The sequence below is a fragment of the Sporosarcina thermotolerans genome, from assembly GCF_042658975.1.
GTDB classification, from domain to species: domain Bacteria; phylum Bacillota; class Bacilli; order Bacillales_A; family Planococcaceae; genus Sporosarcina; species Sporosarcina thermotolerans.
In genome coordinates, this window is sequence record NZ_JBHSRM010000008.1 from 1 (window position 1) to 23,666 (window position 23,666).

Below are 23,666 nucleotides of genomic sequence, written 5' to 3' on the forward strand. Positions count from 1 at the left end.
TACGTCAGTGTTCTTAGGAATCTCCCACTTCAAACAAACTGCAAGTTTGTTAAGTGGCGAGAGGTTCAACTCATGAAAAACCTTACTATTTGAAAAAGCGTTCCGAAGTAAGAGGTTTTCAAAAATCCGTGGAACGCACTTATTTAGAAAGCTGGGACTCCATATCAATTGAGATCAATCTTCTCGATGCTGAAACTAACCTATGCATTAGAGAATTTGAATTTCAAATTGAAAAGCGTTTAGTTCGGTTATTTATATAATGATGGGTAGAAGATCCGAAGGGAAAGTTTTATTTGGACAAAACTCAAGTAATGGTATATTTCAGTATATATGGTGAAGATTTTCCAATCGACTTAGTGACAGAAACATTGGGAATTGAACCTACAAAAACCTATAAAAAGGGTGATGCTATTAAAAGACCCTTTAATCAAAACGTTACTTCAACAGGCATTCATTACCGAAAAGAAACAGCTTGGGAATTAAGCACAGGATATCAGGAGTCTATTGACGTGAAAAACCAAATGGATCCAGTATTAGGACAGTTGATAGGTAAAAGGGAATTAATAAATCAATTGAAAGCGGAGTTTAAGTTAGAGTGCCACTTTTCAATTGTCATAGTAATGGAAAATGGGTATACACCTGGTTTGCATATTGATAATGAACAGGTTGAATTTGCAAATAGTATAAAAGCTGAATTTGATATTGATTTGTATGCGAACCCTTATGATGAAAACCTTAGCGGATTACACTAACAATCCATATTCAATATAAGCATGCAATGGAAGCGTCCCACGGGCGCTTTTTTTCTTGCATAAGAAGAGAAGCAAACTTATAAAACAATCAAAATATACCAAAATGTTAGCTAATATAGAAGAATTACTGTAAAATAGTAGGGGTCAAATGTTCTTTGAAAGGGTGATAGGAATGGAGAGTAAAATGTTACCTGTAATGCAGGGGGATTATCAATTGCAGGATTATGACCAAACAGCGAAGGAATTTCAATGGTCAGAGGCAGAGAAGGAATTCAGCTGGCATAAGACCGGGCTCATTAACATCGCGTATGAGGCTGTGGATCGACATGCCGATTCCTATCGAAAAAATAAAGTGGCGCTTTATTACAAAGATGCAAATCGTAAAGAGGCCTATACTTTTAATGAGATGAAGAGAATGTCAAATAAAGCTGCCAATGTGTTACGAAATCATTCAACATTGGAAAAAGGAGATCGTCTTTTTGTATTCATGCCAAGATCTCCAGAATTGTATTTTTCAATACTTGGTGCCCTTAAAATGGGTACGATTGTTGGGCCGTTGTTCGAGGCGTTCATGGAGGGGGCAGTATACGATCGCCTATCTGATAGTGAAGCAAAAGCGATTGTTACAACACCCGAATTGGTCGGCAGGATACCTGTTGAAAAATTACCTCACTTAAAAACAATATTTCTTGTGGGAGAGAATATTGAAGAGGATACATTGCATGTTGACTTCATGAAACATTTTAAAGAAGCGTCCCCATACTTTCAGGTCGAATGGATGGAACGAGAATCTCCGACGTTGCTTCATTATACTTCGGGATCGACGGGGAAACCGAAGGGTGTGCTTCATGTACAAGAGGCGATGGTGCAACAATTGCAGACGACAAAATGGGTTATGGATTTAAAGGATGAAGATATCTTCTGGTGTACAGCGGATCCTGGATGGGTTACTGGGACAGCCTATGGAATCTTTGGACCAATGCTTGCTGGAGCAACATCGCTGATCCTTGGAGGAAGGTTTTCAACGGATAGCTGGTATGAAGCCATTCAAGACTATGGTGTAACTGTTTGGTACAGTGCGCCTACAGCATTTCGCATGCTGATGGGAGCAGGAGCGGGACCATTGGAAAAGTATGATCTCTCATCCTTAAGACATATTTTATCAGTTGGTGAGCCACTCAATCCAGAAGTAATTCGTTGGGGGATGGAAGTTTTCAAACTGAGAATCCATGATACATGGTGGATGACAGAAACTGGTGCCCAAACAATATGTAATTTCGGGTCTTTGCCTATAAAGCCCGGGTCGATGGGGAAACCGGTTCCTGGAATTGAAGCTGCTATAGTAGATGATCGTGGACAAGTATTACCTCCAAATCGAATGGGGAATTTGGCGATTAAAAAAGGCTGGCCAGCTATGATGCGTGCTATTTGGAATAACCCGGAGAAATATGATTCTTATTTCATGAATAATGAGTGGTATGTATCAGGCGACTCTGCTTATATGGATGAAGATGGCTATTTCTTCTTCCAAGGTCGTGTTGATGACGTCATCATGACAAGTGGAGAGCGAGTAGGTCCTTTTGAAGTGGAAAGCAAGTTACTTGAACATCCTGCGATTGTCGAGGCTGGAGTGATTGGGAAGCCGGATCCGGTCCGTGGAGAAATCATTAAAGCTTTTGTTGCACTTCATGAAGGATATGAACCATCTGAAGAACTTTCCGATGATATTAAGCAGTTCGTCAAGAAAGAGCTTGCAGCACATGCGGCTCCGCGTGAAATCGAATTTAAAGATAAACTACCTAAGACACGAAGCGGAAAAATCATGCGCCGTGTATTGAAGGCTTGGGAACTGAACTTGCCTGAAGGTGATTTGTCTACAATGGAAGATTAATAAAACCAATATAAAAGGGACCCCATGAAGTTATGGGGTCCCATTTTCTTAATCGTCGTCATCATTTCCGGATGGCGGCTTTTTATTACCGTTATTTCCGTTGTTTCCATTTCCTTTGTTACCCTTATTATCGCTATTCCCATTATTTCCAGTTTCATCGCCATCATCGCCTTCATCATTACCTGGAGGAGGGGTTGGTTCTGTTTTATCATCTTCTTTGTCCTCGTCAGGCTCAGTTGCTGGTGGTTCTGGTGGCTCTGGGCTTTCAACTGTAATACTATTCGATGCTTCAGATAAAAGACCAGTTATATCTACAGCTTTGACATGGTAAGTGCCAGGTCCTACAGATATAGAATTAGCCGATCCATCGAACACTGTAGCTATCTTAGTGTTATTTTGGAAAACATAATAACCGATAATATCGTTCGATGAAGATTCAGTCCAAACTAAATTTGAACCTTCGATTGACGCGCTTACCCCCGCTGGAGCAACATCGTCGGCTGGGAATTCCGCCCCCGATACAACACCTGATGAGAATATGGACGAGGACGGGAATAGTTTTGAGGCATCGCCGCCCCAAGATCCAAGCATCCTGTCAATATAGCTTTGGCTTACTCCAGTACCACCTGCAACAATGAATTCAGAAGGGGTAGATGGAAGTGACATATACCGGCTGCCTTTGACAGAAACATAGGAGGCATCGATTATGCTGTCATCAGGCTCAGTTGGTAACATTACTTTCGAATTGAATAGGTCAGATCTGATTAAACCAGCATTTGAACAAGCCTCAGACGGGGCCAGTCCCGAAATCGCACAGAATGGTTTAGAAACTACTCCTTCAGGTTGCTTAAATGAGTCGCCAGCACCTATAATGTCAGGTTTCACTTCATTTGCCTTGTTCAATAATCGACTAAATAGCATTGTCGTTCGGGTCGTCGGATGCATTTGCCCGGTTCCCCTCGTGTACAATTTTCGCGTATGGTCTTTATATCCAAACCATAGACCAAGCGAAACATTAGGATTATAACCGACCAACCAAGCATCCCCATATCCATTTGTTGTACCTGTTTTTGCAGCAAGATCTGTATTGAAGTTCATAAAGCCAGGCACTTGTTGTCCTGTACCTCCAGGCTTTACGACATCTCTTAGCATATCGGTGATGATATAGGCAGTCTCAGGGCTAAATACATCAACCGGTTTTACTTCATGTTGATAAACGATGTTGCCGTTCATATCCTCGATTCGGTCAATGATATACGATTTGATAAACTTCCCACCGTTTGCAAAAGTTGCAAAAGCATTTGTATTTTCCTCGACACTTACCCCAATCTTCATCCCACCATATGATGTGGAATAGTTCACATAATCTTCGGCGTGTAGTTTCGTAAAATTCATTTTCTTTAGAAATTCAGCAGGCCGCTTATCAATAATTTCATTGTATAACCGCGCTGTAGGAAGGTTCAGTGATTCGGAAAGTGCCTTTCTTGCTGGGATTATCCCGTTTTCCAAATCAGCGTAATAGTTTGATGGACTCCAATCATCATTGCCAACTTTTATATCAAATTTGACATCGACTACTGGACTGCCCGCTCCGATAACCCCATATTCGATTGCGGGAGCATAGACAAGAAGTGGTTTCATCGAGGAACCGTTTTGTCTAAATGCTTGTGTGGCATGGTTCAGTGCCATCAACTGATGATCACGTCCGCCTACGAAGGATAGTATACGACCTGTATTGTTTTCAAGCATGATGGCCCCAACTTGAACGGGGTCATCTTTCAATACGACTTCCCCTGTACTGAGGTCCTTTTCTTCGCGAGTATATGTAAACCCGTAATATTCGAATTCCTCAGCAACTTTATTCATTTCATCATAGAGAGTCTTATCGATTGTTGAATAGATTCGGTATCCGCCTGTACGCATTTCACGTTCAGCAAGTATCTTATATTTTCCTTTGACTTTATCATCTTCTTCAAAGCGTTCTGGATCGATTCCGTCTTTTTTAGCAAGCATTTCCGCAAAAATATCTTTAGTTCTTTCTTGGATTTCCTGCGTTAAATAAGGGTATCTTTCTGTTGCTCGCAACGTTTTTTCCCTAAAGTCCTTTGTAATATCGTAATTGATTGCTTCTTCATATTGTTTTTCTGTAATATAACCTGTTTCTTTCATCCTGAAAAGGACAGTTTTCATCCGATCAATTCCAGGTTTGATATTTTTTTCGTTTTTCTTTCCACCACCATAATAACTGCTAAGAAATGGTGTATAGGCAAAAGGTGCTTGCGGTATTCCAGCGATGTACGCCGCTTGGGGAAGATTAAGATTTTTTGCTGGAATGCCGAAAATCCCTTCAGCAGCAGTTTCGATTCCTGCAATATTTTGCCCCATAGCGTTTCTACCATATGGAATGATATTTAAATAGGCTTCCATTATCTCCTCTTTATCCATAAAATGCTCAATTCGCATGGCAAGAAGAATTTCTTTCGCCTTCCGTTCATATGAAACTTCATTCGTCAGTATTTGGTTCTTTATTAACTGCTGTGTTAAGGTCGAACCACCCGTCTGACTCGAAGAGTTTGTAACGTCTTGGAAAAGTCCACGGAAAATCGCTTTTGGAACAATTCCATTATGTGTTTCAAAGTATTCATCTTCCGTTGCCAATACGGCATCAATGACGAATGGAGAAACATCTTTTAAAGTAGTTAGTTTCCGTTCAATATCAGAGTTTACTTTACCCAAGTATATATCATTTGAAAAATAGATTTCTGATGTCTCTTCGTAGTTGAAAATGGCGTTACGCATTTCAGTTTTGGATCGAAGGGGCTCTTTCGCAACAAGTGAAGCAAAGTAACCGGCTCCAACGGAAGTTGCAAAAACTCCGAGTGTCAACCCAAAGATAAGGAATAGAAGGAAGAGATTCCAAACTACCCCAGAAGTAATACGAACACCTTTTGCCCACCCTTTATTCTTCAACGCTTCAAATTTTTCTTCTATTAAGTCAATCCTGTTTTTACGTTTTTTGTTCAAAATTTCATCCCCCCTAAAATCCTTCCTATTATAGCACATTTCGGGCAAATCAATATAAAATGTTTGACAATCGGATATTTTAGATTACAATAAGGATTATATAATTTTTCGTATGGTGAAGGAGCCGAAGTAGCGGCGATAAATCCGTTTAGAGAGGCAACGGTTGGTGAAAGTTGTCCGGGGTATCGTTGACGAATTACAGCTTTGGAGTGCGACGCGTACGCGGCGATAATGCGTCTTTGAGCGGAGAATTATTTTGATATTCTCAAGCCGGGTGGTACCGCGTTAAATGAACTATTTCATAACGTCCCTGCATGATTTCCAGTGGAATCGTGTAGGGGCTTTTTTATTTTATTGGAGGGATTAGGATGACGAACGAGTTAATAGAGGACTTGAAATGGAGAGGCCTCTTATACCAGTCGACTGATGAAGAGGGTCTTGAAAAGGTATTGAATGAAGAAAAGATTTCATTATATTGCGGAACAGATCCAACGGCGGACAGCTTGCACATTGGGCATATCGTTCCATTTCTAACGCTTAGTCGTTTTCAAAAACATGGCCACCGTCCGATTGTTCTTGTCGGTGGAGCGACAGGAATGATTGGTGATCCATCATTCAAAGCTGACGAGCGCCAACTACTTTCTGAAGAACAAATTGCGAAAAACGTGGCGGGTATCCGTAAACAGTTAGAGAATATTTTTGATTTCGGCAATGAAAACGAAAACGCGGCTATTTTAGTCGATAATAAAGACTGGTTCGGAGAAATGTCCGCTATTAGCTTCCTCCGTGATTATGGAAAGCTGTTAAGCATCAATTATATGTTAGCTAAGGAGAACGTTGCATCCCGTTTGGAAACAGGTATTTCCTTTACCGAATTTTCGTATATGCTCGTTCAAGGTTCTGACTTCAGCCATCTTTACGATAAGTATAATTGCCGTTTGCAAATTGGTGGTTCAGACCAATGGGGCAATATTACAACAGGGCTTGAAATTATAAGAAAAACACATAATGATGAAGCGAAAGCATTCGGAATCACTATGCCACTTGTAACGAAAGCGGATGGCACGAAGTTTGGTAAAACAGCGGGCGGATCTGTTTGGTTGGATCCTGAAAAGACATCTCCATATGAGTTCTATCAATTCTGGATCAACACAGCCGATTCAGACGTTATCAAGTATTTGAAAATCTTTACGTTTGTTGAAAGAGAAGCAATTGAGGTACTGGAAGTTTCCGTTCAAGAGGAACCGCATCTACGAAAAGCGCAACAAACATTGGCGGAAGAAATGACGCGTCTTATCCATGGTCAAGATGCTTTGGATCAAGCAATTCGTATTTCGAAAGCATTGTTCAGCGGAGATTTGAAGGCGCTGACGGTCGAGGAAATGAGAGATGCATTCAAGGATGTTCCGACATTTGAAATGGAGTTGGCTGATAAGAATATCGTCGAATTCATCGTAGAAGCGGGTGTGTCACCTTCTAAACGCCAAGCGAGGGAAGACGTGACGAATGGTGCGATATCGTTGAATGGTGAAAAGGTGACAGATACAGCATATGAAGTGACAGCTGCTGATCGTTTAGACAATGCGTTTACAATTGTCCGCCGTGGTAAGAAAAATTATAAAATGGTGAAGTTTATTTAATGCATAATGGCCAATCCTGTGGGGGATTGGCCTTTTTTTTGAAAGGAAGTCGGTGATAAACGCTCGAGAGTCGGTGATAACGCATAAACCCCTCACATTTTCATGCATTCTTCTTCGCGGTCGTCCGTTTTCTAGACGCGGGTTTCTTCTTTTTAGTCTTATCAAGAGACGCTTGCAATGCAGCCATTAAATCGGTTGTATTCGATGGCGAAATTGGCTGTTTCTCTTTCGCAGCAACAGTAGCATTGCCTGACTTTTTCTCCTCAATCAATTCCATCAATGCCGTTCTGTACTCATCAGTATATTTTGTCGGGTCAAATACAGTCGTCAGTTGATCGACCAATAAAAGTGCGGTATCCAGTTCTTTTTGCACGACTGTATCCTCGCTCGGAATATTCCCGACATCCTCTACATTTCTGACTTCGTCAGGAAAGTGGATTGTATTCATCAATAATGCCTCTTCATAAACCCTCAACACAGCCAATTGCTCTTTCGAACGGATAATGATTTTGGCTACACCAATTTTACCGGAGTCCTTTAAGGCCTTGCGCAATAAAGCGTATGCCTTTCCGCCGTTCGCATCGGGTGCCATGAAATAGCTTTTTTCAAAATAAATTGGATCAATCTCCTCCAACTTCACAAAATCAATAATTTCCACAGCTTTATCTTCATTTTCTTTCTTCAACTTCTCTAACTCTTCATCATCCAGTACGACGAACTTATTTTTTGTATACTCATATGCCTTCACGATATCTTCATTCTGAACTTCTCTATCACAAACAGGGCATACCTTTTGATAACTAATCGGTGAATTGCACTCCTTGTGAAGTTGGCGCAATTTAATATCATTATTTTCCGTAGCTGCATGGAGTTTGATTGGAATATTGACTAATCCGAAACTGATGCTGCCTTTCCATACTGTGTGCATAAAGTCACCTGCTTTTATTTTTAGTATGAGAGCATCTTTCATTCCTATGTATACGAAATGAAATCGGTCTAACACTAAGAAAAACAGTGGAGAGCGATGTAATGAAACCAATGTTAATGTCTGATGCAAATGAAATACCAGTAGGGAAAGAATGGATTTATGAAACGAAATACGACGGTTTCCGAGCAATTCTTCATTGGAATAAAGAAGGAATCCAACTATTCAGTAGGAATGAAAAACGGCTAAATGATATGTTTCCAGAAATTATAGAAGCTTGCCGTCGAATTGAACATTTGATCAAACCATTCCTGCCTATTGTTTTTGACGGGGAATTGGTCTGTTTGCAAAACGATTTCAGAAGCGAATTCTCCTTCGTGCAAACGAGGGGGAGGATGCGGAAGAAAGAAGTGATCGCTCAACATTCGATGGCCTTCCCATGCCAATATATCGTCTTCGATCTTATCACTTTCAAGGGGAAGGATATGGCCAAGTCCGCACTTGAAAAGAGAAAAATGGAACTTAAAAAGTGCTTCGAAAAAATGGAGCTGCCATGCCAGGTTCAGTATCGGCACGAAAGCCTCCTTCAATTGATAGAAACATTCACTGAGGAGAAGGTATTGTGGAATCACGTCAGAATCAGCAATGGGGAAGGGATCATTGCCAAGCAAAAGAAAAGCATTTGGAGCAACGAAAAACGGACGAATCAATGGTTGAAAGTGAAAAACTGGCGGCAAGTTTCAATTATTATAACGAAATATGAACAGGTGAATGGATTCTTTACGGGTGCTGTCTATCATGAAGGCAAGGTCATTGAGGTGGTAACATTCAAGCATGGTATGACAGACGAGGAAATGAAAACGTTAAGCGAATTATTTCTCTCGAATGGGATAAACATTGGCGATTCCGTTTATGAAATTGCACCTTCTATCTGTGCGAACATAAATTGCATCAGCTTTGACGGGAAGCATTTGCGTGAGCCAAGGTTCCACTCTTTTGCATTTGAAATGAACCCAGAAGAATGTGAGTGGCGGCATATGCTAAGACAGTTGAATCCGATTCCAGAGAAAGTCCAAGTCACGCATCCCGACAAGCCGGTTTGGCCTAAGAGTGGCATAGAGAAGGACGACTACTTACTATATTTGCAAATGGCGGCACCATTCATGCTTCCGTTCCTTCAAGAACGGCATCTCACACTAATACGTTTTCCTCACGGTGTTCCCGGTGAAAAATTCTATCAAAAAAGCGTTCCTGATTATGCTCCCGATTTTGTGAAAACTTCAAGGGATGAAGATATTGACTACATCGTTTGCAATGATATCACGACATTACTTTGGTTAGGGAACCAACTTGCGCTCGAATTCCATATTCCCTTTCAAACAATCGATACAAAAATGCCGACAGAAATCGTCTTCGATTTGGACCCACCCTCCGTCGAAGAATTTTCCCTATCCGTTGAGGCAGCAGTACGTTTAAAAGCGATATTCGATCAATTCCAACTAACTTCCTTCGTCAAAACATCTGGCGGTAAAGGGTTGCAACTATATATTCCGATCCCATTCAACACCTTCACCTATGATGAAACCCGCATCTTTACAAAATTCGTCTCGGACTTCCTATGCGACCAAGAACCGGAATGGTTTACGACGGAGCGGTTGAAGAAAAACAGAGGAAACAAACTTTACCTGGATTATGTCCAACACCACGAAGGAAAAACGATTGTAGCTCCTTATTCGCCGAGGGGTACCGAAATAGGGACAATCGCTACGCCGTTGAAGTGGGAAGAGGTAGGGGAATCATTAAGACCTGAGCAATTTACAATAAATACCGTGATGGAACGGATGAAAACAATCGGTGACCTATTTAGGGAATTCAGGAAAGTGGGGGAGGCGCAGCCGTTTGCAGTCGTACTTGAGCAGTTGAAAGAGTTGTTAGAGGAAAAATAACCCCTTGATATTGCAAAAGCAATATCGGAGGAAATTTTAAGAAAAACGGCGTTGGAAAAAGCAAAAAAAATAACGCAAGAATGCTGTTATATCAGTATTCTTGCGTTATAAATGAACAGTTTTGATTTAAACTTGATGGTAAAGCACCTTTTTTATTACTCTAATTCCTTCCATTCATCAGTGAAGTGTCTTTTAACTCTGTCATTACCCTTCAAATGCATTTAATGCATTAACGCTAAGGGCTAGAGCAGAACCTGCTTTTAATGCTGTGGCTACAAAAATCGCCTCAGTAATCTCCTCCATGGAAATATCTAACTCTTTCGCTTTTTTTGTGTGTAGTTCAATACAATAGGCACAACCAGTAACATGAGCAACTGCAATTGCCATAAGTTCTTTATCTTTTCTACTTATTAATCCCGGTTTCATGGCTTCCATATCAAATTTATTGAAGGATTTAAATGTTTCGGGGTTTAACGCGCCGAATTCCTTAAATCGCAACATATTTGATCTACTATATAGATCATAGTCCTCTTCAGCTCCATCATAAGCGTTTAGTCCGTTTAAGCCATGGGCTAGTGCGGAACCAGCTTTTAAAGCCGTAGCAACCATAATTGCTTCTTGGATTTCCTCTTTAGAAGCTTCTAATTTTTTAGCTGCTGTTACATGTGCTTCAATGCAGTAAGGACAGCCCGTTACATGCGCAATTGCTACAGCAATTAGTTCCTTAGTTCTCTTCGGAATAAGACCTTCTGCTAAAGCTAATCGATCAAATGCAATAAATGCTTTGAATGTGTCCGGGGCAAGTTTTCCTAACTCCATTAATCTACTAGCATTTGATTTTTGAAATAAACTATTGTTTGTCAATTTATAGCCTCCAGTTAAAAAAACATAGTCAATCTTCTTCGTAGCTTATTTCCATTTGAACTTTACCAGATTTGTATTTCCAAATTGCATATGAACTTGCAAGAGCAAGTATTACAATGTTTCCCAGAACCAAATTTATGCTTAAATCCTTAGATAATAAGTAAACTTGGAAGCCAGATGTCAATGTGGCTAAAATACTTATGATCCAAAGGGTTGTTTTTGAAGTGCGAAACTTCGATTTTGCCCACAAATCAGGAACTACTTTCGGTAATCTAACTGTAGCGATTGAAAGTACTAGGAGTAAAACATTATTTAGAATTAGTGCAAAACTTGCTATTCCACCTATATTCCAGCCGGTAATAATCGGGATTAACCCCAAAATGTAAAAGATGGTTAACAGTATATGTGGAGTTTTATATTTTTCATTAATTGCTCCTAACCGTTTTGGAAGCCATCCGTCAATACTAGCTTGAAGCACCGGTTTCGTTACCCATCCTAATGTCGCATTTAGAGTTGTGGCCAAAGCAAACATGGCGCCGCCAACAATAAAGAATACATATATTGGATAAGGTAAAATTTCAAAGGCTACAACAGTTAGCGGTTTATTTGCAACTTCGCTAATAGGCAATACACCTGCAGCAACTGTAGCGATAAAAGCATAGATTATTGCAACTAAAACCGTTGAAACGATCAAAACGAATGGGATATCTTTTGTTGGATTTTTTGCTTCTGCACCAAAGTTTATAACAACAGAAGCTCCACCTGTCGCAAAAGTCAACAAGGCAGCAGCAGCAAACAATCCTGTAATTCCTCCTGGCATGAACTCTGCACCTGAAAAATAACCAGGCTGAATATGCGGCATCCCGAAAACAACGAATAACGTTAATGCTAAAGCCATAACAATAACCATAATCGTTTGTACCTTAGCTGCTTCTTTTACACCAAATAAATTCGCTAAATAAAAAATGGTCAGGATTGTAACAGCAATTAATGTAGAATTTATTCCAGGAATTAGCGCTAAGAAATAGTCTGCAAAGGATAAAGCATACATTGCTATTGAAATATTAGTTATTATATAGATAATTGTATAGAATCCAGCAAATCGATTCCCAACAAGAAGTGCTGCTTGTGTATAAAACCCACCCCTCAATCGAACCGTTCCAGCAACTACAATCTGGGTAAATGCCATAATGATAACAAACACTGCGGCAATCATGAACGCAATGTTTACAGACTTTCCAGTCATGCCAATGGCTACTCCAGCCAATGCGAATAGCCCAGCCCCAATAATTTGTCCGATTGCAATGGACATTAGGTCCCCTCTACCTAAAACTCTTTTTAGATCTTTAGTTGAAGATTGTTTTTGCTCTGTTATCGGAATATTTTCGGTTACGACAGCTTGTGTATGTGTATGTTCCATGTTTTTCCCCCATTTGTGTTCCCAATGTAATTGTTTATTATACTTCCTATGCTTTTATAAGATTTATAGCTTCTACATCCTGAAATTCCAAAGCGATTCTTTCAAGTGCTTCTTTTATGAGTGGACGAGGTGATGGAATGCAAATTCTTTGAAAACCTTCTCCACCATCTCCGAACATATCCCCATCCTCAAGTAAGACATTCGCTTTATTGTAAATACGATCATGAACCTCTTTAGATGAGAGTCCATAACCCCTAAAATCCAGCCACATAACGTAGGTTCCTTCGGGAATGTTCACTTTTACTGTAGGCAAGTTCTCTGCTAAGAAACTCTTCACATAATCCATGGTGTCATCAATATATTGATTTAATTGCTCTAGCCATTCTTCTCCTTCGTTGTAGACAGCAATAAGAGCTGAAACTGTAAACGGAGATGGTAGCTGCATACCCATTGCTTCAGTAAAGGTGTTTCTCATCTCTGTATTTGAGATGATGACATTTGTACAATGAAGCCCAGCGACATTAAAAGTTTTATTAATTGCTGTACAAGTAATAATATGATCTGTATTGTCCGCAATCTTTGCTAAAGGAGTAAAGGTTTGATTCTTTCTTATAAGATCCCCATGAATTTCATCAGCAACAATGATGACATCATTTTCTGCACAAATATCAGAGAGCTTTTTCAATTCTTCTACAGTAAAAATTCTTCCGGTAGGATTATGGGGATTACATAGAATAAACATTTTTGTGTTTTCTTCTTTGGCTTTTGCTTCAAAATCCTCAAAATCAATTGAGTAATAGCCTTCAGAATCACATTTCATGGCGTTATGTCTTACAACCCTGCCATTCCCTTCTACAGCTGTTGTAAATGGAGGATAAACAGGTGGTTGAATAATGACGCCATCCCCAGGATTGGTTAATGCTTTTACAGCTATATTCAATGCATGAACTGTTCCAGGGCTATATACGATTTCCTCCTTTTTGATTGTCCAGTCATGTCTCTTTCTAAACCAATGCTGAATAGAATCATAGTACTCATCAGGAAAAACGGAATACCCAAAAATACGATGCTCAACAGTTTTGTGAAGCGCATCTATCAATGGTTGCGGGACAGGTAAATCCATATCAGCTGTAAATAATGGAATTGTCTCATTATCATACCTCTCTGTTAAACCAACCTGTTTAATTAAGTCACCACCATCCCATTTTAAAGAATAAGTATTTCTTCGATCTACCATTTCATCAAAATTGTATTTCATCCTCTTTCTCCCCCTTGGTTTGATAATCGATACTCGTAATGAATAAAAGCGCTTACATTTTGTTTCAAAAACAGTTTAGCACCTAAACCATTTTATTGTCAACAGTATTTTCGATATCTTTTAAATAATGTAAATCGTATCTTAATAAAGCGTTATAGAATGAAATACAACTCTTAATCTATGCTACAATCAGTTATAATGATAAGCTTCACAATGAAAGTAGGTGGAAATTTGGAAAGAGAGGAAGTTTTTTTTGAACTTATGGAAACGCTTTATGAGGTGTCTCGATTTATTAGTTCCTACGAAAGTGTCCCAAGGAAATATGGAACTGAGGATGAACTTTATATGGTGGAGGTTCATACGCTTAATTTAATTGGAGACAAAATAAAAACAACTACTTCAGAGATTGCTACTATTACTAATCGCACGAAAGGTGCCGTTTCCCAAATGGTTGATAAACTCGTTAATAAAGGGTTAGCCGTTAAATATAAAAACCCTAATAATAATCGAGAGGTTATTATTGAATTAACAGCCAAGGGGAGTGTGGTTTATGATTATCATAAAGAGCTTGATAAAGAGGAATATGAATATCATTTAAGTAAACTAAATCAATTTACAACCGATGATTTTAAGAATTACATTATGATATCCAGATCAATTATTGATCAGGCAAAATGGAATAGTGGTTTCAAATGATGGCTGAAGGATTCAGATTGATTTCATTCCGAATCCATTATTTATCAGCAGAAAAAAAGCTTTAGAAACCTTGACGGATCAAGGTTTCTAAAGCTTTTATGATTCTTAATATTAACGAGAGTAGAACTCAACGATAAGAGCTTCGTTAATTTCAGCAGCAAGTTCGCTGCGCTCAGGCATACGTACGAATGAACCGACTTTAGTGTCAGCATTGAAAGTAACGTACTCAGGAACATAGCTGTTCACTTCAAGAGCTTCGTTAACAACATCAAGGTTTTGAGATTTTTCACGAAGAGAGATCTCTTGACCAATTTTTACGCTGTAAGATGGGATATCAACGCGCTTGCCGTCAACCATGATGTGACCGTGGTTAACAAGTTGGCGTGCTGCACGACGAGTGCGTGCAAGACCCATGCGGTATACAAGGTTGTCAAGGCGAGTTTCAAGAAGAATCATGAAGTTTTCACCGTGTTTACCAGGCATTTTACCAGCTTTGTTGAAAACAGTTTTAAATTGACGTTCGTTCACGCCGAACATGAAACGAAGTTTTTGTTTTTCTTGTAATTGCATTCCGTATTCGGAAAGTTTTTTACGTTGAGTAGGACCGTGTTGTCCTGGTGCGTAAGGGCGTTTTTCGATTTCTTTTCCTGTACCGCTTAGCGAAACGCCAAGACGACGGGAAAGTTTCCAAGATGGACCTGTATAACGAGCCATAAGAGACTCCTCCTCTATTTTGGTTTTATTTTGTTGTAAAATAAGAACCAGATGTATTCAATCCTTGTGCCATTCTATTTCTTGCATCCTCGCCTCAGCAGCCTCGAGGTTACACGATGCACCTTGTTGAAAGGAATAGACTGGACAGCATGGATCATACAACTGCTGCAACTATTTTACACAAGTTCCATCTTAACAATTATTAGAATGACAGTCAAGTTATTTTCCTTTTTTATAATTGGAAGACCCAATAGTAAACACTGGTTAATAAAGGATAGTTGAATTACAATATGTTTATAGATATCGGTGAACGGTAGATGAGGGGATAGTATGTATAATCATGAACTTACGGTTATTGAAATGAAATGTGCTGTTTTCGATTTGTTTTCAAGTAAGATTGATGAACTATCAATGGAAGAAATGCTTCATGAATGCAAAAGGATGTTTATGAGTCATTTTGAAATTATGAATGCAGATATTCTTTTATATGATAATAATCGTTTTATTCCATTGATAGAAGGTAAAATTATGGGAAATGGGAGTAAATCCCGTACAACAAAGGATTATCCAATTGTTAACATTTCGCTGTTAGCTCATACGGGTGATATAAATGAGGATTCACTTATTATTCGTGATAACAGGCTAAATCCGCTTGCAGCCCTAATCTTTACAGCGACTGACAAATGGCATTCATTTGCTGAATCACCTTATTTGAAAGATGTAAAGAAGGTGCTTGGCACTTTTGTTGGTCAAGTCGTGAAAGTTCATCAGCTATCTGACAATGAGTCGATGTATAGACGCTTGTTTGAAGTGACGGAACACTTTAATTCGACAATGGACAGCGATGTGATCATTGAGGAAATGATGAGGGCGGTACTCAAGTCCTTTTCCGGATATGAAGTGCAACTCCTGCTTTCTCAGGAATATAACGATAAGACAAAGGGTTATCGTTTATTCGATTATGTGAATGAACGTGCTTCGGCTGTTGATGCATTTTTATCTGGCGATTTAACGATCGAGAAAAACGCGGAAGATCTTAATGGCATCTTGATGAATGCTGCAATTGGGGGAAGACAAGGTACTTATGGGGTTTTGCAAATCGTAGCAGTTAATGGGACTGACTTTACAGCTACTCAAAAAAACTTTATAAAATTGATAACAAATGTTGCGGGAAGTGCCCTTGAAAACGCAAATTTATACGAACAATCATACCGTCTTGTAAGTGATTTGCAATTGGTCGATGAAACTTCCAAGGAATTGAATAGTAATTTGGATATAGAGGATATGTATGACTATCTTGACGTGCAGTTCAGGAATGCTTTCAGTCCAGATGAAATGGCGTTTGTTACAATACAGGGGGAAGCCGTCGATTCAATTGCTCTAACTTCCAATACCTCCTTTTTTAAACAGGAGGAAGGTCTGAAGGTAGTCGAAAACATTCTTTCACGTTTACAGAATGGGGAAGATTCGATTTTTGATGTAAATAGTAAAAGTGATGAAGAAATCTCTGGTTTTACTTCGCTTGTAGCACTTCCAATCACAAATAACGTGAATATGATTGGGTTTGTCATCCTTTTACATAAGGATGATTCCTTCTCATTTGATAATTTCAAGCTTCTACGTTCGCTCATTGGTCATTCCTCATTGGCGATTTCGAACGTTATGCTTCGTGACCAATTGCAAGATCTTGTTAACAAGGATAATCTGACTAAGTTATTTACCAGAACGTATTTTGATCAGTATGTAGCTTCATCGATAGAAAATGGGGAATCAGGTATATTTCTGTTGATGGATATTGATGATTTCAAATTGGTAAATGACACATTCGGCCATTATATTGGTGACATTGTCTTACAGCAAATGGCATCCTTTATTAGTTTAAAATTGGATGGAATAGGTTTTGCAAGCAGATGGGGTGGAGAAGAGATAGCAATTTTCCTACCTAATGTTTCGTTCGAAAGCGGCGTGGAATTTGCCCAATTACTTGTTAAAGAAATACCCGCTATTACAGAACCAAGCGTGACAGTATCTATTGGTATGGGCGAATGGTTACCAAACGAAGGTACCTCTTTTAACGAACTGTTTCAATCAATCGACAAAGCCTTATATCAGGCAAAAGGAAATGGGAAAAACCAATTCATCATACATGGAGTGGCTTCAGCAAATGGACTTTGCTGAAGTTACTCCTTTTCTCTTTTTCTTTTAAGATAAAAAGTGTAGAATGAAATCAGGGAATGTAAGTGCTTACATTTGAAGAAAGGCGGGATTGGGATGAAAAAGAACAAATTACACAAAGACACACTTGTAGTGCATGAAGGTTATGACGATACGAAACATCATGGTAGTCTAGCGGTACCACTTTATCAGACATCGACATATTCTTTTGATACTGCCGAACAGGGGGAAAAACGTTTTTCGGGGGAAGAGGCGGGCAATATCTATTCCAGAATTGGAAATCCGACCGTCCGTGTTTTAGAGGAAAGAATGACTGCACTTGAGGAGGGCGGTGGTGCGCTTGCATTCGGTTCTGGGATGGCTGCAGTAAGCTCCATTCTGGTCCACTTGACTAAGGCTGGGGACCATATACTTTGTTCAAGGGGAATTTACGGCTGTACGTTTGGCTTATTAAATATAATGAAAGAAAAATACAACATTACACATAGTTTGATCAGCATGACAAGCGAAGAGGAGATTGAACAGGCGATCACACCTGAAACGGTATGTATTTACGTTGAAACGCCTATTAATCCAACAATGGAATTGGTAGATTTGCATTTAATCGTGAAGGTTGCAAAGAAACATGGTCTCCGTGTTGTTGTTGACAATACATTCACCTCTCCATATTTACAAAATCCGTTGGCCATTGGAGCCGACTTCGTTCTCCACAGCGCAACGAAGTATATTAATGGTCATGGAGATGTTATCGCAGGATTGCTTGTAGGAAAAGATGCTGACGAGATGGAGAAGCTCAGATATAGCGTTCAAAAGGACTATGGAGCCATTATGTCGCCATTCGATGCATGGTTATTGATCCGTGGGTTAAAAACATTACCAGTCCGAATGGAAAGACATACAGCCAACGCGGAAAAGCTCTTAGTCTATTTAAAAGGCCAAAGTTTAGTTGAAGATATTTACTACCCATTTGACAAGGGGAATCCTCAATATGAAATTGCTGAACGTCAAATGAAGGCAGGCGGGGGATTGATATCATTTACAGTGAAAGGCGGTAAAAAGGGTGCCCAGTTATTCATGGATAGCCTTTCGTTGATAAAAATCGCTGTAAGCCTTGGTGATGCTGAGACGCTTATTCAACACCCTGCCACAATGACACATTCATCCGTACCTGAGGAAGAGCGTGGCAAAATGGGGATATCGGATTCTTTACTCCGTTTATCGGTAGGACTTGAACATCCAGAAGATTTGATTGCCGATCTAAAATCGGCGTTTACCATATTGGAGAAAACCAACTCATTGCATGCTAATTAAAAACATGGCCCGTAGCTTTTTTCGGGCCATGTTTTTTCATATATGTTTAACTAAAACTTTTACAAGCTCTTCTAAACCTTCTCGGTCATCATCGTTAAAACGGTCAAGCTCAGGGCTGTCAATATCAAGTACTCCAAGCAAGTTGCCGTCCTTTATAAGTGGAACGACAATCTCCGAACGAGAAGCGGAATCACAAGCGATATGGCCAGGGAACTGATCGACATCCGGAACTAAAATCGTTTCTCGGTTCAATGCGGACGTTCCGCAAACGCCCCTTCCAAGCGGAATTCTAATACAAGCCGGAAGCCCTTGAAATGGCCCAAGGACAAGTTCGTCCTCACCGTCTAATAAATAGAAGCCCACCCAATTGATACGGTCAAAGAACTGATTCAATAAAGCAGATGCATTGCTTAAATTTGCGAAGCGATTTGGCTCACCAGAAAGCAAGGCGTCAAGCTGACTTGTCAACTGGCTGTATTTTTCTTTCGGTTTATCAGAATAAGTCATAGCAGTAAACAAAAAAACACCCCCAAAAATAATACTTCAAGTATACGTTTCTTTCATACATTCTACAAATTTCGCGCATTTTGACGGAAAAACACCTTTTTCCCTATAATTCGTCCGTTTTCGATACGAAAACACTTTAAACATGTTACTATATAAGATAATATTATTTTACAGTGGTTGAAGTATGTTTAAACTGAGAAACGAAAATTTACGTTATTTAACTTTATATAAGTGACTTCGGAATAGGGGGATCACAATGATGAAATACTTCATCATTCCAATAATAGTTTTACTTGTACTTATGAGCATCGCCTTTTTATTCAGGCGAAAACATATACGAGAAATTGGTAGGCTTGAACATGAAAAAATGCAAATCCAGAACAAGCCGATTTTTGAAGAAATGATGAAAGTCAAACAGTTGAATATGACTGGTGAAACAGAGGAGAAGTTTGAACGGTGGCGCAGTGAATGGACAGAAGTCATCGACGTACATATGCCTAAAATTGATACCTTACTATTTGATGCGGAAGATATGGTTGATCGGTTCCGATTTAAAAAGGCTACATCCTTCGAAAAAGAGATCCAGGAAAAAATCCGACAATGCGACAAGAAGAAAAATGAAATTTTAGATGAGCTGAATGAATTGATTGGCAGCGAAGAAAAGAACCGCATTGAAATAGAGAAACTTCGTGAACAATATCGCCAAGCGCGTAAAACAATTTTAGCCCATCAACACGCATTCGGGATGACTGTTGGACCTTTGGAAAAGGAACTTGAGGCATTCACACCGAAATTTCAAGAGTATGATGAGTTGACCGCAAATGGAAACTATTTATTAGCGCGTGAAATTGTATTAACACTCACATCAAGAGGAGAGCAACTTTCAATTCTGATTCATGATATTCCATCATTGCTTATAGAACTTCAAAGCAAAATACCGGCAGCTATCAGGGAATTACGGAACGGGATCAGGGAAATGGAAGGTCAATCGTATTCATTGAAGCATCTTGAGCTGACAAAGCAATTAACTGAAATTGAAGAAGGCATTGAAGGGCAGTTAGCCAAAATGGCCGATTTGGAAATCGATTCAGTTAGACAGCAAGTTACGGAAATGCATGACCGGATTGACTCGTTCTATGATGCGCTTGAAAATGAAGTGAACGCTAGACATTACGTCGAATTATATTTTAATGAAATCGAAGAAAGTCTTGCTGCTATCACCCAATTGACAAAAGAAACTTCTGATGAAGCAACTTACGTTCAGCAAAGTTATCGCTTGGATGAAAAGGAAGCAAAGATACCCCAGTTAAGTTTGAAAAAGCTTGAAACTTTACAGAAACGCTATGATACTTTAACGATTTTGCTACAGGATGAAGAATCCGCCTATTCTTCATTGCAAACGGAGCTAAAGGAAATCTCGGATGAACTTGAAGGAATTGAAGAGGAACGGGAAAGACTTGCAAACCGTATGAAAAACCTTCGGATTGACGAAAATAACGTTAGAAACAAGTTGAATAATCTTTCTAAGGAACTGCAAAATGTAGATCGGAAATTACATCGGGGGAACATTCCTGGTATTCCTGATGAGATGGATGCCCGTCTTGAAGAAGCGGAAGAGCAATTGTATTTGGTTAGCCAAAGCTTACAGGAAGTTCCATTGAATATGGCAGTTGTTGACGGCTATTTGGCAAATGCGACGGTTGTGGTGGAAGATGTAAAGGGTAAAGTAGAGGAGCTATTGGAAAATGTCATGCTCATCGAACGAATTATCCAATATGGAAATAGGTATCGTGCCGCAAATCCTGCGATGAATGAGCGTTTGCTGATGGCGGAGGAGTCATTCAGGCAATTCCGTTATGCGAAGGCATTAGAGGAAGCGGCGACAGCGGTTGAGGAAGTTGAGCCGGGTTCGATGAAACGGATAGAAGAGATGTTGAAAGAGCATGTGTAAGAAAAAAAGCCACCGGCATTAGTGCAGGTGGCTTTGTCACGTAAATGTGTAATGAAATATTAGCAGTTACTATATCGTTGATTGAAGCGGAGGGCGGCGACTCCTGCGGGAACAGCACGAGCTGAAAGCCCCGCAGGAGCAAAGCGACGAGGAGATTGAAGCCGTGCCCGCGGAAAGCGTCCGCCCGAAGCGGAAATCCTTGCCAATTCATGCAAGATTTTTTTATAGAGAGGGTAGTTATTTATGATTTATTTTGATAATAGTGCAACGACACAGCCGAATGAAAGTGTGCTTGAGTCTTTTATAGCAGCCAACATGCGCTTTTACGCGAATCCTGCATCTCTTCATCGAATGGGAAGGGAAGCGGAGGTTTTGTTAAAGCGTTCAAAAGAACAGATGCTTACTCTTATTGACAATGAAGATGGAGAAGTTGTCATCACATCTGGAGGAACGGAAGCGAATAACTTGGCGATAATTGGGTTTGCCCAAGCTTATAAAACAAGGGGCAATCATATTATTACGACCGAGATTGAACATCCTTCGATTTTAAATGCATGTCGCCAATTAGAAGGAGAAGGATTTGAAATCGATTATCTTCCGGTCGACGATTCTGGCATGATTTCATTAAAAGAATTGGAAAGTAAGTTGAAAAAAGAAACAATACTTGTCAGTATCATGCATGTTAATAATGAAATTGGAACGATACAACCGATTTCTCAATGTGCAGAGTTAATAAAAAGAAATGGACGAGCCATTTTCCATTCGGATTGTGTACAAAGTTTTGGAAAACTCCCAGTAAGTATGGAGTCATTGGGTGTTGACGCTATTACAATTTCAGCTCATAAAATTAATGGACTAAAAGGTTCTGGTGCATTGTTTTTGAAAAAACCTATTAAACCAAATGCTATAAATTTCGGTGGCGGCCAAGAAAATGGTTTAAGAAGCGGGACAGTATCCGTTCCAAATGCTGTTTCCATGGCAAAAGCAATGAGAATAAGCGCTGTGAATAATGAGAGCAAACATTTTAGGGAATGGAGAAATAAAATTATTAATGTTTGTGATGAAATTGAACTTGTTGAAGTCCTTTCTCCACAAAATGCAGCTCCTCATATAATATCGTTAGCGTTCAAGTCCATTAAAGGAGAAGTCGCCATCAATTATTTTCAAGAACAAGGCATTATTATTTCCACATCAAGTGCCTGCTTCTCGAAAAATAAAAGTGCAAGTCATGTCATTGAAGCAATCGGCTTGGATAAAAACTTTAAAAACGGTGTCATCCGTGTAAGTTTCGGCAACACTAACACTGAGGCGGAAATAGAGACATTCATAAAGGTTTTACGACAATTCGTGGAATTGATTGAGAGGGGAATTTAATAAATGGAATGGAATGAAATTTTAATACGGTACGGTGAAATATCTTTGAAAGGTCGGAATCGGAACGTATTTGTACGTAAATTGAAAAACAATATACATGCTGCAATACGGGATTTACGCACAACTCGTATTAATGCTGAACGAGATCGAATGTTTTTAATCGCAGATGATCAGGATGATATGAAAAATGCGATGGAAAGGCTCTCCGCTATTTTTGGCATCCAATCATTTAGTCCGGTTGCAAAATGCGAAGCGGATTTAGATGCTATCAAGGCGAAAGCATTGGAAGTAATCGGTTCTGATGAAACAGATGGCCGTACATTTAAAGTGGAGATTAAACGCGCTGATAAAGACTTTCCATATGTAACCGGGGAACTACAACAAGAAATCGGCGGACATGTATTGCGCCATTATCCAGAGCTTGTCGTCCAAATGAAAAAGCCGGATATCATTTTGTTGGTAGATATCCGAAAAGAAGGTGCGTTCCTAACGTCAAAAGTATATAAAGGTGCTGGTGGAATGCCAGTGGGGTCAAATGGACATTCATTATTAATGTTGTCAGGTGGAATTGATAGTCCGGTCGCTGGTTTCCAACTTATGAAGCGCGGTGTATCCATCGACGCAATCCATTTTGCAAGCCCGCCATATACGAGTGAATTGGCAAAAAGAAAAGTATTGGATTTAACAGAACAACTAAGCTCATTCGGTGCATCTGTCCGCCTTCATATAATCCCATTTACGGAGCTTCAACAAGCTGTCGTTCAACAAGTACCGGATAATCTGTCTATGACGACTACAAGAAGAATGATGCTTCAAATCGCGGATAAGGTACGGGAAGAGATTGGTGCATTGGCAATTGTTACAGGGGAGAGTCTTGGGCAGGTTGCTAGTCAAACGCTTGAAAGTTTAACGGCCATTAATGAAGTAACGACGACTCCAATTTTAAGACCGCTTATTGCAATGGATAAGCTTGAAATTATTGAGATCTCTCAAAAAATTGGAACGTACGATATTTCAATTAGACCATTCGAGGATTGCTGTACAATCTTTACACCTTCAAATCCGAAAACAAAACCAAAACTTGAAAAGGTACATCATTATGAAAGCTTTTTTGATTTTCAGCCTTTAATCGATGAAGCGGTTAAAAACAGAACGGTAATCGAAGCTGATTCAGAGGAAAAGAACCATTATGATTTTGAAGACCTCCTATGAGTTGGA

17 protein-coding genes are annotated in these 23,666 nt (G+C 39.6%); 10 read left to right on the forward strand and 7 right to left on the reverse strand.

Annotation, left to right across the window (positions count from 1 at the left end; translation table 11 throughout):
- Positions 1-293 precede the first annotated feature (293 nt).
- Positions 294-752: a DUF4279 domain-containing protein gene (locus tag ACFPZG_RS04720; RefSeq protein WP_283732478.1), complete on the forward strand. Its 459-nt coding sequence runs from the start codon at positions 294-296 to the stop codon at positions 750-752.
- Between the two features lie 172 nt (positions 753-924).
- Positions 925-2,643, forward strand: a complete 1,719-nt coding sequence (gene acsA / locus ACFPZG_RS04725; RefSeq protein ID WP_283732477.1) for an acetate--CoA ligase — start codon at positions 925-927, stop codon at positions 2,641-2,643.
- Positions 2,644-2,691: 48 nt separating this feature from the next.
- On the opposite strand, the gene ACFPZG_RS04730 is transcribed toward acsA, so the two are convergent.
- Positions 2,692-5,667 carry a transglycosylase domain-containing protein gene (locus tag ACFPZG_RS04730; protein WP_317941266.1) on the reverse strand — a complete coding sequence of 992 codons (2,976 nt, stop codon included), beginning with the start codon at positions 5,665-5,667 and terminating at the stop codon, positions 2,692-2,694.
- 368 nt (positions 5,668-6,035) lie between these two features.
- Between ACFPZG_RS04730 and tyrS the strand changes: the two genes are divergently transcribed.
- Positions 6,036-7,307 carry a tyrosine--tRNA ligase gene (gene tyrS, locus ACFPZG_RS04735; RefSeq protein WP_283732475.1) on the forward strand — a complete coding sequence of 424 codons (1,272 nt, stop codon included), beginning with the start codon at positions 6,036-6,038 and terminating at the stop codon, positions 7,305-7,307.
- A 100-nt stretch (positions 7,308-7,407) separates the two neighbouring features.
- Here tyrS and ku read toward each other — a convergent pair whose 3' ends face one another.
- The gene (gene ku / locus ACFPZG_RS04740; RefSeq protein ID WP_317941265.1) at positions 7,408-8,235 is read right to left on the reverse strand and encodes a non-homologous end joining protein Ku; all 828 of its coding nucleotides are present in this window, start codon (positions 8,233-8,235) and stop codon (positions 7,408-7,410) included.
- Positions 8,236-8,336: 101 nt separating this feature from the next.
- On the opposite strand from ku, the gene ACFPZG_RS04745 reads away from it, so the two are divergent.
- Positions 8,337-10,178, forward strand: coding sequence for a DNA ligase D (locus tag ACFPZG_RS04745; protein WP_317941264.1), 1,842 nt, complete (start codon positions 8,337-8,339; stop codon positions 10,176-10,178).
- A 204-nt stretch (positions 10,179-10,382) separates the two neighbouring features.
- On the opposite strand, the gene ACFPZG_RS04750 is transcribed toward ACFPZG_RS04745, so the two are convergent.
- Genes ACFPZG_RS04750 through ACFPZG_RS04760 form a run of 3 tightly spaced genes read right to left on the reverse strand, consistent with a single transcriptional unit; the run spans position 10,383 to position 13,720 of the window.
- Entirely contained in the window at positions 10,383-11,042 is a 660-nt protein-coding gene (locus ACFPZG_RS04750) for a carboxymuconolactone decarboxylase family protein (protein ID WP_317941263.1), read from the reverse strand.
- 28 nt (positions 11,043-11,070) lie between these two features.
- A complete protein-coding gene (locus tag ACFPZG_RS04755) occupies positions 11,071-12,462 on the reverse strand; it encodes an APC family permease (RefSeq protein ID WP_283732473.1) in 1,392 nt (463 codons plus the stop codon).
- 46 nt (positions 12,463-12,508) lie between these two features.
- Positions 12,509-13,720, reverse strand: a complete 1,212-nt coding sequence (locus tag ACFPZG_RS04760; protein ID WP_283732472.1) for a MalY/PatB family protein — start codon at positions 13,718-13,720, stop codon at positions 12,509-12,511.
- 231 nt (positions 13,721-13,951) lie between these two features.
- On the opposite strand from ACFPZG_RS04760, the gene ACFPZG_RS04765 reads away from it, so the two are divergent.
- Entirely contained in the window at positions 13,952-14,416 is a 465-nt protein-coding gene (locus ACFPZG_RS04765; protein ID WP_283732471.1) for a MarR family winged helix-turn-helix transcriptional regulator, read from the forward strand.
- A gap of 111 nt (positions 14,417-14,527) precedes the next feature.
- Here ACFPZG_RS04765 and rpsD read toward each other — a convergent pair whose 3' ends face one another.
- Complete coding sequence (gene rpsD, locus ACFPZG_RS04770) at positions 14,528-15,130, reverse strand: 30S ribosomal protein S4 (RefSeq protein ID WP_317941262.1); 603 nt, start codon at positions 15,128-15,130, stop codon at positions 14,528-14,530.
- Positions 15,131-15,460: 330 nt separating this feature from the next.
- Here rpsD and ACFPZG_RS04775 point away from each other — a divergent pair, with 330 nt between their 5' ends.
- Positions 15,461-17,308, forward strand: a complete 1,848-nt coding sequence (locus ACFPZG_RS04775) for a GGDEF domain-containing protein (protein ID WP_317941261.1) — start codon at positions 15,461-15,463, stop codon at positions 17,306-17,308.
- 93 nt (positions 17,309-17,401) lie between these two features.
- The gene (gene megL, locus ACFPZG_RS04780; protein ID WP_283732468.1) at positions 17,402-18,616 is read left to right on the forward strand and encodes a methionine gamma-lyase; all 1,215 of its coding nucleotides are present in this window, start codon (positions 17,402-17,404) and stop codon (positions 18,614-18,616) included.
- A gap of 36 nt (positions 18,617-18,652) precedes the next feature.
- Here the strand turns inward: megL and ACFPZG_RS04785 are convergent, their stop codons facing one another.
- Positions 18,653-19,135 (reverse strand): GAF domain-containing protein, encoded by a 483-nt coding sequence (locus ACFPZG_RS04785; protein ID WP_283732467.1) that lies wholly within the window; start codon positions 19,133-19,135, stop codon positions 18,653-18,655.
- Between the two features lie 247 nt (positions 19,136-19,382).
- Between ACFPZG_RS04785 and ezrA the strand changes: the two genes are divergently transcribed.
- The 3 genes from ezrA to thiI all read left to right on the forward strand — a co-directional run bounded on the left by ezrA (position 19,383) and on the right by thiI (position 23,660).
- The gene (gene ezrA / locus ACFPZG_RS04790; RefSeq protein WP_283734674.1) at positions 19,383-21,074 is read left to right on the forward strand and encodes a septation ring formation regulator EzrA; all 1,692 of its coding nucleotides are present in this window, start codon (positions 19,383-19,385) and stop codon (positions 21,072-21,074) included.
- A 243-nt stretch (positions 21,075-21,317) separates the two neighbouring features.
- Positions 21,318-22,448 (forward strand): cysteine desulfurase family protein, encoded by a 1,131-nt coding sequence (locus ACFPZG_RS04795; protein WP_283732466.1) that lies wholly within the window; start codon positions 21,318-21,320, stop codon positions 22,446-22,448.
- A 3-nt stretch (positions 22,449-22,451) separates the two neighbouring features.
- The gene (thiI, locus tag ACFPZG_RS04800) at positions 22,452-23,660 is read left to right on the forward strand and encodes a tRNA uracil 4-sulfurtransferase ThiI (protein ID WP_317941260.1); all 1,209 of its coding nucleotides are present in this window, start codon (positions 22,452-22,454) and stop codon (positions 23,658-23,660) included.
- Positions 23,661-23,666 lie beyond the last annotated feature (6 nt).

Bases quoted from the DNA above. Each gene is read 5' to 3' on its own strand.
- ACFPZG_RS04795 (WP_283732466.1), top strand. From the start codon at position 21,318: ATGATTTATTTTGATAATAGTGCAACGACACAGCCGAATGAAAGTGTG.
- ACFPZG_RS04760 (WP_283732472.1), bottom strand. From the start codon at position 13,720: ATGAAATACAATTTTGATGAAATGGTAGATCGAAGAAATACTTATTCT.
- ACFPZG_RS04745 (WP_317941264.1), top strand. From the start codon at position 8,337: ATGAAACCAATGTTAATGTCTGATGCAAATGAAATACCAGTAGGGAAA.
- megL (WP_283732468.1), top strand. From the start codon at position 17,402: ATGAAAAAGAACAAATTACACAAAGACACACTTGTAGTGCATGAAGGT.
- acsA (WP_283732477.1), top strand. From the start codon at position 925: ATGGAGAGTAAAATGTTACCTGTAATGCAGGGGGATTATCAATTGCAG.
- thiI (WP_317941260.1), top strand. From the start codon at position 22,452: ATGGAATGGAATGAAATTTTAATACGGTACGGTGAAATATCTTTGAAA.
- ezrA (WP_283734674.1), top strand. From the start codon at position 19,383: ATGAAATACTTCATCATTCCAATAATAGTTTTACTTGTACTTATGAGC.
- ACFPZG_RS04775 (WP_317941261.1), top strand. From the start codon at position 15,461: ATGTATAATCATGAACTTACGGTTATTGAAATGAAATGTGCTGTTTTC.
- rpsD (WP_317941262.1), bottom strand. From the start codon at position 15,130: ATGGCTCGTTATACAGGTCCATCTTGGAAACTTTCCCGTCGTCTTGGC.
- tyrS (WP_283732475.1), top strand. From the start codon at position 6,036: ATGACGAACGAGTTAATAGAGGACTTGAAATGGAGAGGCCTCTTATAC.
- ACFPZG_RS04755 (WP_283732473.1), bottom strand. From the start codon at position 12,462: ATGGAACATACACATACACAAGCTGTCGTAACCGAAAATATTCCGATA.
- ku (WP_317941265.1), bottom strand. From the start codon at position 8,235: ATGCACACAGTATGGAAAGGCAGCATCAGTTTCGGATTAGTCAATATT.